Source organism: Vibrio sp. 1-2 (7-a), from assembly GCF_013048515.1.
Taxonomy (GTDB): domain Bacteria; phylum Pseudomonadota; class Gammaproteobacteria; order Enterobacterales; family Vibrionaceae; genus Vibrio; species Vibrio diabolicus.
The window spans coordinates 1,107,297-1,121,833 of record NZ_VHSQ01000001.1; the positions used below are offsets into that span (position 1 = coordinate 1,107,297).

The following is a 14,537-nucleotide window of genomic DNA, read 5'->3' on the forward strand; positions in this document are numbered from 1 at the left end:
TGGCATAATAAAAGCACTGATTTCAATGAAGTCAGTGCTTTTTGTTACTAAATTCAAAATTCTGTGTGACAATTGCTATGACTTTGCTCTTCAGTAATATTGTGTTACAAGTTGTCAAATACATAACATCTTATTTCTATTATTATTTTATCTAAGTTACGCATGGTTAGGGCTTGATTTTTTGAACTTTCAATCCCATAAATGTACTTAAAAGAAAGTCTCTTATCGAGGAAGATTATGAACAGTCCAATGTTTACCCGCACTTCAACACAAGAAAGTGCTCTACAAACAAACAAAGTATTGCGTAATACTTACGCACTACTTTCAATGACGCTTTTATGGTCGGCAGTCGTTGCTGGCGTAGCAATGGCATTTAACCTGCCACATCCAGGAATCATCCTAATGTTGGTTGGTTTCTACGGCCTGTTATTCTTAACAGAGAAAAACCGTAACAACAGCCTTGGCCTTGTGTTTACGTTCTTATTCACTGGTTTCTTAGGCTACACGATTGGTCCAATCTTAAACATGTACATCGGTGCTGGGATGGGCGATATCGTATTGACCGCTCTAGGTGGTACGGCGCTATCTTTCATGGCGGCATCAGCTTATGCACTAACAACAAAACGTGACCTATCTATGATGGGCGGCTTGATGTTATCGCTGTTTGTTGTGCTTGTTGTGGGTATGATTGCAAGCTTCTTTATTCAATCAACCATTTTACATTTGGCGTTGAGCAGCTTGTTTATCATTTTCTCTACGATGGCGATCCTGATGACAACACAAAGCATTATTCGTGGCGGTGAAACAAACTACATCTCTGCGACAGTAACTTTGTATGTATCAATCTACAACATCTTCATCAGCCTACTAAGCATTCTAGGTATTATGAACGACGATTAATCGTTCAACACAAGATGAATTTAAAAAGCCCGAAGGTATTTTCCTTCGGGCTTTTTCTTTGTCAGTGATTAAGTACATTACGCCTGTTCGGCTGCTAACTCGATAACTTCATCAGCCTCAGGGTTTTCTCTAAAACGTCTCACTTTAATCGTATCTTCACCCAACATGATTTGCTTGGCGATTCGATGCATACCATCAAAAACACGGTAATCATTGGTTAAAATTACGGGATACGACAAATCGGCATTGTTGATGCGTTGGCAATGCTTCGCGATCTCACGACAGGTTGGCTGTGGTCCATCATCACTAAACCAGGTCACTTCATTAGGGCCTTTGATATCATCAATAGCAATTTCTTCTACAGGTAGGGATTCTGCGAGCTTCCAAATACGCTCAATAGACCAAATGGATTTTACGTTGTCATTTATTTCAATGTAACGTTGTTTCGACATGACTAACTCCTTGTCATCGTTATTGTTTACAACCTGAATGCAGGTTGCTTATCAACCAAGAGAATATCGGTCTATAAGAGCAAACACAACGTCGTAAGCTATTCATTCACAGATAAAATTCCATATTCAGACAAGTAGCCAAGAAAAAAACAAAACAAAAATGAATAAGCCTGGATATCCATGCAATTTTATTGGTACTCACCCCGAAAAATTTCTAACAAACTGAATAATTTCCTATATATTTGAATAAAAGAGCATTTATATCAAAGCACCTGGCTCAGTCAAAAAGCACTCACCATTTTGTACGCTTTTGCTTCGCTCGGCACTACTTCGAGATTCTTTTGTTGAGAACATCCTCACCTGTCGCTAATCTATAAACATCCATGTTCACTTAACGGATAAAACGTTATGTTCGTTTACAACGGCAAAGAAATTGAAACTGATGCTCAAGGCTACTTACTGGATCATACTCAATGGGAAGAAGGTATGATTGAGCTTTTAGCAAAAGAGGAAGACATCGAGCTTACGGATGCTCATTTGGAAGTTGTGCACTTTGTGCGAGATTTTTATGAAGAGTTTAATACTTCCCCTGCTGTGCGTATGCTTGTCAAAGCAATGGAAAAAGCGCACGGCCCAGAAAAAGGTAACAGTAAGTATCTATTCAAGCTGTTTAAAAAGGGGCCAGCCAAACAAGCGACTAAATTAGCCGGCCTACCAAAGCCAGCTAAATGCTTGTAGAATTTACAAAATCTTAAAACCGCGCAACGGCTTATATGACGCAGACTCCTGTATCACACTCTCTACTGTTGCCGTTCGCGGGCCTTTTTTCAACCACTCGGAAAACGCAGCTATTTGTGCGTCTGTTCCACACGCCATCACTTCAACATCACCATCGTTTAGGTTCTTCGCGTAACCCGTCAAACCCAGTTTCAATCCTTGATGGGAAGTATGGTAACGAAAGCCGACGCCTTGAACGTGACCTTTTACTATAAATCTCTCACACTTTACGTTCATCTTTGTACCGCTTCTTTTTACTGAGTGATATATTCTTTTCGTCTATTCACCCCACTAAGGATAGTGGGTTTTTGCACGGTTATTATAATTATGAAAGAAATTCCATTCCGCTGGATTGATAAGTATCTCATTCACTTAAAGATTCAAGAAAAGTTCTATTTGCTCTTCGTTCTCCCTCTTCTTGCTTTAGTCATTCTCACTCTCGTCCTTAATAGCGCGGCTAATACGTTGATCTCAAGTATGTACCAAGAAGAGCTCATGCTTATGAAAGGTCTGATAGAAGCAGGCAACCTTTCTCAATCTCAAGTAGCAAGCCTCATAGCTGGTTCAGAAACCGTTTCTATTGGCTCAGGGCCGCAATCCGTGTCAGTTTTAAATGGTGCGTACAGCTTGGTTGCAAACCATGAACTTTCTTTATGGTCTGCCCTATCAACGACTCAAGTGAGCATCATCTGTGTGAGCTTGTTTATTCTCGCGCTTGGCGTTTACTACATCATGACGTTTATCGGCGGCGCAATGTTCACGATGAATAAAGCATTAAACACCCTAGCGGATGGTGACCTAACCGCGAGAATGAACTTCTTCCCAGTTCGCGACGAGTTTAGTGAAATTGCTATTACGATAGACAAAGTTGCAGAACGAGAGCAACAAATGGTGCTGTCGATTCAAGAGTCTGTGGCGTTAATGCAACAAATTAGCTCAGACCTGAATCAATCAATTCATCACAGTTCAGATATTTCTGCGACGCAACAAGAGCACCTCAACTCTCTTGCGAGTGCAACGGAACAGATGGCATCAACGATTCGAGAAGTCGCGACATTAGCTCACGATTCAAGCGCGCAAACCGATGATGCGCGCAGCGTGGCTCAGTCTGGACAAGTAAAAGTAGAGAATACGCTTCACTCGATTTCGAACCTCTCTAATGAGATTCAATCTGCGTCTCAAGCAGTAGCGGAGTTAGATGCCAATGCCGCACAAATTGATGAAGTCGTGACAACCATTAATGGGATTTCCGAGCAAACTAACCTACTTGCATTGAACGCAGCCATTGAAGCAGCACGTGCTGGTGAGCAAGGTCGTGGATTTGCGGTCGTTGCGGATGAGGTTCGCGCTCTTGCGGGACGCACTCAGCAAGCGACGGTTGAAATCCAAACGATGATCGAATCATTACAGCGTAACAGTCAATCACTTACTAAACTGATGGAAGTGACTGTCAACAATGCAAATGAGGGACAAAACCTCATGACGGAAGTGAATCACGAAATCGGCTCTTTGGCAGATAAAAATCAAACTATCTCCGACAGTAGCATTCAAATTGCAACAGCGGCTGAAGAACAAGGTGTAGTCGCGGACAATATCGCCTCAAGCGTTGAAGAGATTCGAGTTCAAGCAGATAACGTGTGCAATATGATCAGCACGACTTCACAAAACGTGGATCAACTGCGTAAGCAAAGCGATACCATGGAGTCGCTCCTTACTGGACTTAAAGCGTAGCAACGTAATCTGTTACGACCAGTTCAAATAAAAGGGTTACTTTAGTGACCCTTTTTTGTATTTAAAAGCCACTACAATGTACTGGATTGCCGAGGGATATTGCTTTTACCATTCACATCCCGGACAATACGCCCCTTTTAAAATTCAACAAGAGCTAATGAAATGACAGCTGCTATCTATTTGGTAAAAGGTCGTGAGAAATCGGTCAAGCGCAAGCACCCTTGGATCTTCTCTCGAGGCATCAACAAAGTTGAGGGCGAACCCGCTCTTGGCGAAACGGTTGATGTATTCACTCACGACGGTAAATGGCTAGCTAAAGCGGCATATTCGCCAGCTTCACAAATTCGTGCTCGTATTTGGAGTTTTGATAAAGAAGAAATCGACACCGCATTTTTCGTAAAACGATTAAAAGACGCACAACTTCTTCGTGAAGACATTATCAAACGTGATGGGCTTACGGGTTACCGCCTTATCGCGGCAGAGTCTGATGGTATGCCAGGCGTTACGATTGACCGTTACCAAAACTTCTTTGTGTGTCAACTTCTCAGTGCTGGCGCAGAACACAATAAACAGGCCATTGTTGATGCTCTAGTTGAGTGCTTCCCTGATTGTAATGTGTACGAGCGTTCTGACGTCGCGGTACGTAAGAAAGAGGGTTTGAAAGAAACCACGGGCGTCTTGCACGGCGAAGAGCCACCTAAATCGGTCGTCATCGAAGAAAATGGCGTAAAGATTAGTGTAGATATCGTTGGCGGTCATAAAACAGGTTTCTACCTAGATCAACGTGATAGTCGCCAGCAAGCGATGAAATATGTGAAAGGCAAGGAAGTTCTTAACTGCTTCTCTTACACAGGTGGCTTCGGACTTTACGCTCTGAAAGGTGATGCAAAGCGTGTGATAAATGCTGACGTATCACAACCTGCTCTAGACACTGCGAAGTTCAACGCAGAACTGAATGAATTTGATATCTCGAAGAAGCGCGCCGTGTTCCTAAACGCAGACGTGTTTAAACTGCTTCGTGAGTATCGTGACCAAGGAACTCAGTTCGATGTGGTTATCATGGATCCACCTAAGTTTGCAGACAGTAAAGCCCAACTAAACGGCGCATGTCGTGGTTACAAAGACATCAACATGCTAGCAATGCAAATCCTAAAACCGGGCGGTACGCTACTGACCTATTCGTGCTCTGGCTTAATGGATCAAGTTTTGTTCCAGAAAATCATTGCTGACGCAGCCTTAGATGCTAACCGCCAAGTAAAGTTTGTGGAGCGCTTTGAACAAGCCGCTGACCACCCAACCGATACAGCATATCCAGAAGGTTTCTACTTAAAAGGTTTTGCATGTAAAGTGCTTTAGGCTACGAATAAGTAAGACAAAGCAGAAGAAAAGGGCCTACTGGCCCTTTTTCATTATGGCTCTAAGTTAACCTTAGTTAGTGCGGATAACACATCTCTCTCAAAGTCCGCATTTCCCACGATTAAATCACTAAACTCTGTCGCCCCGTTTTCTATTACGATAGTTTGAATTGAGTTTCCATCGTTATGGGTTATTTCTAGAGATAAGTCATCGCCATCAATGTTCAAGTCAATACTATTAAGAAGTTCTTCTATCGTATTGTGCCCTGCATCTTCAACGACTTCACTCAGATCTAAGGTGTCCAAATCTCTCTCAAAACCTCTAATTAGATCTGTTCCTGCATCCAAGGAGTCGTTGACCCATTTAAAGACATCTGCCTCGTTATCATTACCGATCAAGATGTCATGACTTACGTCTACTTCAGCTTCAATAATATTTGCAGAGCCATTACTTGAAGCATTTACTCCTCCGTTTTCATCAATAACGAATTGCAGGGTATTCTCACTTTGATCGCCATCGTTATCCGTCAATACATAATCGAAGTCTAACGTTTCAACTGTATCACCCACCGCACCATAAAATGCATACGCACCATCGTTTAGGTCGATTTCCAGAGTATGTTTGCTGTCGATATAGATAGTAAGCTGCATCGTTGTGTCGTCAAATGCATGCGAAATACCATCGTTATTGTCAGTTACTATTAGGTCTGTACCATCAAACGAATAAGTGACACCGTCATGTTCTATTTCGCTAATATAACCACCATCTGCACCAATACCTGTATCTGGAGAAGTGGTATACATCAAGTTCCCCCCAACAGGTTGAATCACTGACTGCAACATAACCGGAGGTAATTGAGTTACGTCAGGAACCACAACACCATCAAGGTCTTGATTCAAAAAGCCATCATATGCTACGCGATCTAATTGCTCCGGCATAAGATTAACGCCCATACCATACGCTAGGGCTGTTATCTGATTATCAGGATCGGTTAGGTGATCAATCCAACTCTGCTCGCGAGCGTCGTTTATAAATGATGAGGCAGGGTTTGGCTGACCATCTGACAAGAAGTAACTAACATTCGACGCACTGGTTAACTTACCTACATCATCCCATGACTGTTTTGCTTCATTTAGCGCGTTGTTATAGTTAGTCGCGCCACCCGCAGTTAGCGTCTCAATATACGCTTTGGCCTCCTCGACCGTCAGCCACGTCGCAGCACCTATAGCGTAAGTGGATGCTGTACTGCTATAAGTAATAATTTGAACTCGCGTTTGACCGATAGACTCATATTGATTCAATAACTGAGTTGCCGAATCTTTCATTATCTGCAAGCGATTATCCGTTCGCATAGAACCCGAGACATCCATTATGAGCTGAACGTTGGCACTTTCTTTAGTTTCTGCAACTACATCGTGAATAATAGATGCAGAATCTGGTGAGTCATCTTCCACAATAACGTTGACCGTTGTGGAGTTAGTAAGACCACGAGCATTCGAAACAAGCACAGGCACCTCAATATTTAAGGTGTCTTCTCCAGATGGGTTGGAGTGATCAATCGGACCAAGAAGCTCCGTAGATACCACTCCAGTATCATTGACTGATATTTTGATAACCTCTTCACCGTTCGCTGAACCGATAAGCATTTGGTCGTTATTTGATAACGTCCACGTTACAGAGATACCGTTACTAGTAAGAGCTGTAGATGGTTCACTGAGCGTAACAGAATCAACGGTTTGACCCAGCGTCAATTGTTCTACATCAGTACTCGAGTCAGTTGTGTCATCAAAGCCGTTTAGAGCAGAGTCATCAGCAATGGCGTTGCTTAAGCCTTCCTCAGAAACGTTTAGTGTTACACCTTCTACAATTGGTGGGGCGTAAGGGTTGACAGAAAAGTACCCCGTTTTACTGTCACCATCATTATCAGTAATCGTGTAGTTAAAATCGATATCCCCATCGCCATAAGGTGAGGTCAAAGGCAAGTATTGGAAGAACTCCCACTTTCCAGTGCTAGGTGTAAGTTGAACTTCGAATGCAAGCTCTCCATCAGCCTCTGCAATCAGTCTATTAGAGTTTTGTGGATCGACGTATATCAACACGTCTTTACCATCTAGAGTCTCTAAACCAACCTCACCTCCATTTAAGACTATAGAACCAGGGCCATCAGCTCCATATACAGCACCGAGGTTCCCATCCGCACTAGCAATTGGCACGCCAGAGTACGCACCTGTAAAGGTTATTGATTTAACGGTAAAGTCACTGTTGTCTTCAGTATCCGGGCCATTGCCATTACTGGTCGCCTCGAGGATGATTTTATCAAAGCCTCCCTGTTGAACATTGAAATTTGCCGCGTAATCACCACTGCTTGCGTCAGAGCTGAACGATTGCTGAGCAATTAATACACCATCTCTATAAAAAGATGCGATTCCTTTCTCAAGTTCACCACCAAACATTTTCTCAAATTCTATTTCTGCTCCGTAAGCAACTTTATTGCCTAAGTCTATGATTAACTGCTCTGATACACCCTCATTACCCGCGAATCGATAATCGACTTCGTTTTCTAATTGGAAGCCGTTGTTACCAGAACTTTTAACGCCAATCCCTTCTGATGATTGATTGATTTCAGCTGTTCCCAGCATCACAGATTCGTCAGATACAAAACCGTTTGCAGTCACAACAACGTCCCCAAATGTTCGACTGGTTGCATCTGCCTCACTTCCTGCAAAATCTATGCGCCCTGTCAGAACGTTAGGTGCACCAGTAAGCGACACATCGACGGGTTGAACAACCACAGGCACGTATGGGCAATCATCTTCAACGGCCACATTTAAGCTTTGAGATGTTGTTGTTTGTCCATCACTTACAGAAATCTGTAAATCAAAGTTGATGATGTCTTCCACATCATTAACAGGATGATCAAGTGGCTCAAACAGAGTAATAGTATAGTCCCAAGAGCCTTGACCTGAAGCTGAAGGCTCGCTCAGCACAACAGTAGCAACAACGCTCAGGTGAACAGTTTTCGCAGTCAGCGTTTGAGTACTGTTGTCCCACGTCCACGATATAGGCTCCCCTCCTGATGTTAGGTTGTTAGGGCCTGCCAATACCACTGAAACATTCGCCGTGTCTGGATCGGCAACTGTGAATGTTCCTGAGAAACTTGCGGAGTTAGTGGTGTCTGAAGGTGATCCTGTATTATCAGGGATACCATTAGCTAAACCTTCTTCCGAAACAACTGCATTCACAACACTTGAAATAGAAGGAGGAGCATCATTATCAATAATCGTCGCCGTACCCGTATCACTGCCTTGTACCGCACCAATGCCAGTCACCGTCACACTGAAATCTTCAGGGCCTTCATAAACAGCGTCATCAATAGAAGCAATACGCACATCAAACTCAGTTTGCCCTGCTGGCACGGTCACCACACCATCGTTTGGCACTGTCACCCAACCACTTCCCGTGTTGTATTCCAAGGTACCTAAGTCACCGGCTTCGGTATCGCCGAGATTAAGACCCAACTCTACTTGCGTTTCCGCTTCAGACGCGTTCGATAGCGTCACTTTGAAGTTCGCTGTGTCACCCTCATTGATGGTGCCAGCGTCTGAAATTGTCACGCTTGGACGGTCATCATCCGGATCAGAGCCTGGACCCGTGCCGTCGTCCACTATCGTTGCCGTACCCGTATCGCTACCTTGCACCGCCCCAATGCCAGTCACTGTCACACTAAAATCTTCTGGGCCTTCATAAACGGCGTCATCAATGGAAGCAATGCGCACATCAAATTCGGTTTGCCCAGCTGGCACCGTTACCACGCCATCATTTGGCACTGCAACCCAACCACTTCCCGTGTTGTATTCTAGGGTGCCCAAATCTCCAACTTCGGTATCACCAAGATTAAGACCCAACTCTACTTGCGTTTCCGCTTCAGACGCGTTCGATAGCGTCACTTTGAAGTTCGCTGTGTCACCCTCATTGATGGTGCCAGCATCTGAAATAGTCACATTCGGGCGGTCATCATCCGGATCAGAGCCTGGACCCGTGCCGTCGTCCACTATCGTTGCCGTACCCGTATCGCTACCTTGCACCGCCCCAATGCCAGTCACTGTCACACTAAAATCTTCTGGGCCTTCATAAACGGCGTCATCAATGGAAGCAATGCGCACATCAAATTCGGTTTGCCCAGCTGGCACCGTTACCACGCCATCATTTGGCACTGCAACCCAACCACTTCCCGTGTTGTATTCTAGGGTGCCCAAATCTCCAACTTCGGTATCACCAAGATTAAGACCCAGTTCCACCTGCGTTTCCGCTTCAGACGCGTTCGATAAGGTGACTTTGAAGTTGGCTGTCTCACCCTCATTGATGGTGCCAGCATCTGAAATAGTCACATTCGGGCGGTCATCATCCGGATCAGGGCCCGGACCACTGCCATCATCCACTATCGTTGCCGTTCCCGTATCGCTGCCTTGCACCGCCCCAATGCCAGTCACCGTCACACTGAAATCTTCTGGGCCTTCGTACACCGCGTCATCAATGGAAGTAATACGCACATCAAATTCGGTTTGCCCCGCTGGCACCGTTACCACGCCATCATTTGGCACTGCAACCCAACCGGAGCCTGTGTTGTATTCTAAGGTGCCCAAATCTCCAACTTCGGTATCGCCAAGATTAAGACCCAGTTCCACCTGCGTTTCCGCTTCAGACGCGTTCGATAAGGTGACTTTGAAGTTCGCTGTCTCACCCTCATTGATGGTGCCAGCATCGGTAATAGTCACGCTTGGACGGTCATCATCCGGATCGGGACCCGGACCCGTACCATCATCCACTATCGTTGCCGTACCGGTATCGCTGCCTTGCACCGCCCCAATGCCACTCACCGTCACGCTGAAATCTTCTGGACCTTCATAAACGGCATCATCAATGGAAGCGATACGCACATCAAACTCGGTTTGCCCCGCTGGCACCGTTACTACGCCATCGTTTGGCACTGCAACCCAACCGGAGCCTGTGTTGTATTCTAAGGTGCCTAAGTCACCGGCTTCCGTATCTCCCAAGTTCAGGCCTAGCTCGACTTGTACTGTAGACTCAGAGGCGTTCGACAACGTCACTTTGAAGTTGGCTGTATCCCCCTCATTGATGGTGCCAGCATCTGAAATACTCACATTCGGGCGGTCATCATCCGGATCGGGGCCCGGGCCACTGCCGTCATCCACAATCGTCGCCGTACCTGTATCGCTGCCTTGCACCGCCCCAATGCCAGTCACCGTCACACTGAAATCTTCAGGGCCTTCATAAACGGTGTCATCAATGGAAGCGATACGCACATCAAATTCGGTTTGCCCGGCTGGCACGGTCACCACGCCATCGCTTGGCACTGCAACCCAACCACTTCCCGTGTTGTATTCTAAGGTACCTAAGTCACCGGCTTCAGTGTCACCCGAGTTGAGGCCTAGCTCGACTTGAACAGTGGACTCGGAGGCATTCGATAGCGTCACTTTGAAGTTCGCCGTATCACCTTCATTAATAATGCCAGCATCGGTAATAGTCACACTTGGACGGTCATCGTCCGGATCAGGACCTGGACCACTACCGTCATCCACTATCGTCGCCGTACCCGTATCACTGCCTTGTACTGCGCCAATACCGGTCACCGTCACACTGAAATCTTCAGGGCCTTCATAAACAGCGTCGTCAATGGAAGCAATACGCACATCAAATTCGGTTTGCCCGGCAGGCACCGTTACTACGCCATCGTTTGGTACTGCAACCCAACCGGAGCCTGTGTTGTATTCTAAGGTGCCCAAATCTCCAATTTCGGTATCGCCGAGATTAAGACCCAACTCTACTTGCGCTTCCGCTTCAGACGCGTTCGATAAGGTGACTGTGAAGTTCGCTGTCTCGCCCTCATTAATGGTGCCAGCATCGGTAATAGTCACGCTTGGGCGGTCATCATCGGGATCAGGTCCTGGACCACTGCCGTCGTCCACAATCGTTGCTGTACCCGTATCGCTGCCTTGTACCGCCCCAATGCCAGTCACCGTCACACTGAAATCTTCAGGGCCTTCATAAACGGCGTCATCAATAGAAGCAATGCGCACATCAAATTCGGTCTGTCCGGCAGATACGGTCACCACGCCATCGTTTGGCACTGCAACCCAACCACTTCCCGTGTTGTATTCTAAGGTACCTAAGTCACCGGCTTCGGTATCGCCGAGATTAAGACCCAACTCCACTTGCGTTTCCGCTTCAGAGGCGTTCGATAACGTCACTTTGAAGTTAGCTGTTTCACCTTCATTAATGGTGCCAGCATCCGTAATAGTCACGCTTGGACGGTCATCATCGGGATCTGGTCCTGGACCACTGCCGTCATCCACAATCGTAGCTGTACCCGTATCGCCGCCTTGTACCGCCCCAATGCCAGTCACCGTCACACTGAAATCTTCAGGACCTTCATAAACGGCGTCATCAATAGAAGCAATACGCACATCAAACTCAGTTTGCCCGGCTGGCACCGTTACCACGCCATCGTTTGGCACTGTGACCCAACCACTTCCCGTGTTGTATTCTAAGAGACCTAAGTCACCGGCTTCGGTGTCACCTAAGTTGAGAGTCAGTTCAACCTCAACATCTATAGCTGATGGATTAGATAACGACACTTTAAAACTAGCCGTTTCACCCTCATTAACTATCCCTGCATCGCTCATCGTTACCGTTGGGCGATCATCATCAGGACTTAAACCTGGCCCACTACCATCATCAACAATGGTTGCCACCCCGGTTGCAGGTGTATTTTGTTCTTCTGTTGTGCCAGAGAGCGTAAACGTTTCTGGGCCTTCGAATATAGAGTCATCTATAGAGTCGAGAGAAACCGTAAACCCACTTTCACCTAATGGGACCGAGACTGTAAAAGTACCATTATCATCAACTGAGATGTCTTCTGTTGTGCCATCGGAAAATGTTATGAGAACACGCTCGTTAACGTAGTCACTTCCGCTCTCGTCAGTTGAACCACCAGTTGCGGTGCCATCAAGTAGCGACAAAGTGACATCGGTGTTGTCCTCTGTTGCTTGGTTTAAAGTAATATCGAATACAACTTGATCACCTTCGTTGATAATCGGACTAGATATTTCTTGAACAATTATCGTTGCAGGAACGGGGATTGCTGTTGGTTCTGGTGGTTGTATTTGGAGAATATCGAGTAACGTCTCTACCTGAGTACTTGAAAATCCTGTTCCGTCAGTTCCCACTGTCTCAAAATTGGTACTAGCGAGTAATTCAGCACCTGTGCGATCTATAGCTCCCGTATTCTGTGGGCTAGACCCGTTTCCTTCACCTGCAGCAGGCTCAAACTCTTCACCCAGCTCAGTCGGGTCTTCCCCACTAGCAATTGCTTCAATTAACGCTGTGATATCATCAGTTACATTTATCGAACTTCCTTGTGGTGTCACCTGCTCGATCACAAGCTCAGAAGTATCTGATACCTCATCAATTATTAACTCTCCTGGTTGAGGTAGTTGTCCCTCTTCTAGGGTCCTGATTTCCCCATCCAGCCCGATAACCACGATGTTGCCCATCAATGAGCTCAAAGTTACTCGATCCATATCTACCTCGCCCCACTTCAAACCAAGTCAAAAGTTTGTCACCTCTACATTTACGTCTATAGTTTAGTCAAAATCATCATATTTTCGTTGTATGTGTAGCTTGTAGGACGTTTGATAACTCTAGGGGCAGAGTTACAAAAAAGCGCAGAGTGACACAGGCCGTGAAACGCTATGATATTAAGAATTCAAGCTTTTCTCCGAGCTAAACTTGCTATGTTGCTAAGCAACATTCGACATATGTGCTAAGGTTTTAAAAGGCGAAATCTTGGATTTTTGAAACAAAAGCTTTGTTTTAACAGTAGGTTGATAAATCCCTTACTCAAGCACTGTTATTTATGATGTTTCGTCTCAGTTATGAGATGAAATAGCAAAAAGCAACACGAATTTTTAGGAGAAATACCGTGAAATGGAACCGACTAAATATTGCTTGCTGCTGTAGTTTAATGGTGTCTATACCCGTTTTCGGTCAAACTTTAGAGCAAGCAGTGGCATTGACGTTAAAAAACAATCCTGACATTAAGAGTGCATTTAATGAATTTACGAGCAGAAAATACGTAAATGAAGCCTCTTCGGGTGCTTACTTGCCCTCTATTGATCTAGATGCGGGAATTGGGTATGAAGGATTAGACCCTTCTGACGAGGTGGGACGTGGGGATACAGATTACACTCGAAAGGAAGCTTCGGTAACACTAACTCAGCTCATATGGGATGGCAGTGCAACCTTAAATGATATCGATCGTACCGCAGCTGACGCTGAATCAGTAAGATTTCAACTTTTAGCCGATGCATCAGATAAAGCACTTGAAGTCACCAAAGTGTATCTAGATGCAGTAAAAGCTTACGAAATACTCAAGCTGTCTGAAAACAACCTGGCTGTTCACAAAGATATTTACGAAGACATTAAAAAACGAGTCAACTCGGGTATCGGCTCTACCGCTGACTTAACACAGGTAGAAGCACGTTTGGCAAAAGCACACGGTAATTTGGCAGCTGCTCAAAATAATTTGTACGACTCTCACACTATGTTCACTCGTTTAGTGGGTCAAACCCCGCAAGGGTTGATCTTTCCAAGAGCGGATCAGAATTTCATTCCATACACCATTGATGAAGCGGTAGGTTTGGCATTTGAGCTGCACCCTGTCATTCAAGTCGCGCTCGCAGACGTGGACTCTGCTAAGTTTCAATACAAACAGTCTAAAGGTGTTAATTACCCAACCATTTCCATTGAAGCTTCGCAAACATGGCGTGACGACGCTGATGGTTTAAAAGGTCGAAGTGATGAGACACTTGCCATGCTGCGTCTACGCTACAACCTATTTAATGGCGGCAGTGACGCTGCAAACTCAGAAAACTTTGCCTATCAGTTAAACAAAGCGAAAGACTTACGTGAAGGTGCTTATCGCAATGTTGAAGAAGGGTTAAGGCTTTCATGGAGCGCACTGGATTTGACCCTACAGCAAAAAGAGTTCCTGTCAGATCATGTAGACTCGGCATCTGAAACCGTTATTGCGTATGAAAAACAATATCGCATTGGTAAGCGAACGCTGCTTGATCTATTGAATACTGAAAACGAACTCTTTGAGGCACGTAAAGACTACTTAGATTCTAAATACGCAGAGCAGTACGCCAAATATCGAGTGATGAACGCAACAGGTCAACTGTTGAGTGCTTTAAGGGTCGAAATGCCTAAAGAATGGCTAGAAGAAGTGGAGTATTAATT

General features: G+C 45.3%; 8 protein-coding genes. 5 read left to right on the forward strand and 3 right to left on the reverse strand.

Annotated elements, in window-relative coordinates; genetic code table 11:
- The first annotated feature begins 237 nt into the window (after positions 1–237).
- Positions 238–900: a Bax inhibitor-1/YccA family protein gene (locus FKN08_RS04940; protein WP_005396571.1), complete on the forward strand. Its 663-nt coding sequence runs from the start codon at positions 238–240 to the stop codon at positions 898–900.
- Between the two features lie 77 nt (positions 901–977).
- Here the strand turns inward: FKN08_RS04940 and FKN08_RS04945 are convergent, their stop codons facing one another.
- Positions 978–1,352, reverse strand: a complete 375-nt coding sequence (locus FKN08_RS04945) for a chromosome partitioning protein ParB (protein ID WP_047010368.1) — start codon at positions 1,350–1,352, stop codon at positions 978–980.
- Positions 1,353–1,760: 408 nt separating this feature from the next.
- On the opposite strand from FKN08_RS04945, the gene FKN08_RS04950 reads away from it, so the two are divergent.
- Positions 1,761–2,090, forward strand: a complete 330-nt coding sequence (locus tag FKN08_RS04950) for a TusE/DsrC/DsvC family sulfur relay protein (RefSeq protein ID WP_005377396.1) — start codon at positions 1,761–1,763, stop codon at positions 2,088–2,090.
- A 3-nt stretch (positions 2,091–2,093) separates the two neighbouring features.
- Here the strand turns inward: FKN08_RS04950 and yccX are convergent, their stop codons facing one another.
- Positions 2,094–2,366 (reverse strand): acylphosphatase, encoded by a 273-nt coding sequence (gene yccX / locus FKN08_RS04955; RefSeq protein ID WP_065646460.1) that lies wholly within the window; start codon positions 2,364–2,366, stop codon positions 2,094–2,096.
- A gap of 90 nt (positions 2,367–2,456) precedes the next feature.
- On the opposite strand from yccX, the gene FKN08_RS04960 reads away from it, so the two are divergent.
- Positions 2,457–3,860: a methyl-accepting chemotaxis protein gene (locus FKN08_RS04960; RefSeq protein WP_170891449.1), complete on the forward strand. Its 1,404-nt coding sequence runs from the start codon at positions 2,457–2,459 to the stop codon at positions 3,858–3,860.
- A 162-nt stretch (positions 3,861–4,022) separates the two neighbouring features.
- On the forward strand, positions 4,023–5,216 hold the full coding sequence (locus FKN08_RS04965) for a class I SAM-dependent methyltransferase (RefSeq protein ID WP_170891450.1): 1,194 nt from the start codon (positions 4,023–4,025) through the stop codon (positions 5,214–5,216).
- A 53-nt stretch (positions 5,217–5,269) separates the two neighbouring features.
- Here the strand turns inward: FKN08_RS04965 and FKN08_RS04970 are convergent, their stop codons facing one another.
- Positions 5,270–12,817 carry a Calx-beta domain-containing protein gene (locus tag FKN08_RS04970; protein ID WP_170891451.1) on the reverse strand — a complete coding sequence of 2,516 codons (7,548 nt, stop codon included), beginning with the start codon at positions 12,815–12,817 and terminating at the stop codon, positions 5,270–5,272.
- Between the two features lie 401 nt (positions 12,818–13,218).
- Here FKN08_RS04970 and FKN08_RS04975 point away from each other — a divergent pair, with 401 nt between their 5' ends.
- Positions 13,219–14,535, forward strand: coding sequence for a TolC family outer membrane protein (locus FKN08_RS04975; RefSeq protein WP_170891452.1), 1,317 nt, complete (start codon positions 13,219–13,221; stop codon positions 14,533–14,535).
- Positions 14,536–14,537 lie beyond the last annotated feature (2 nt).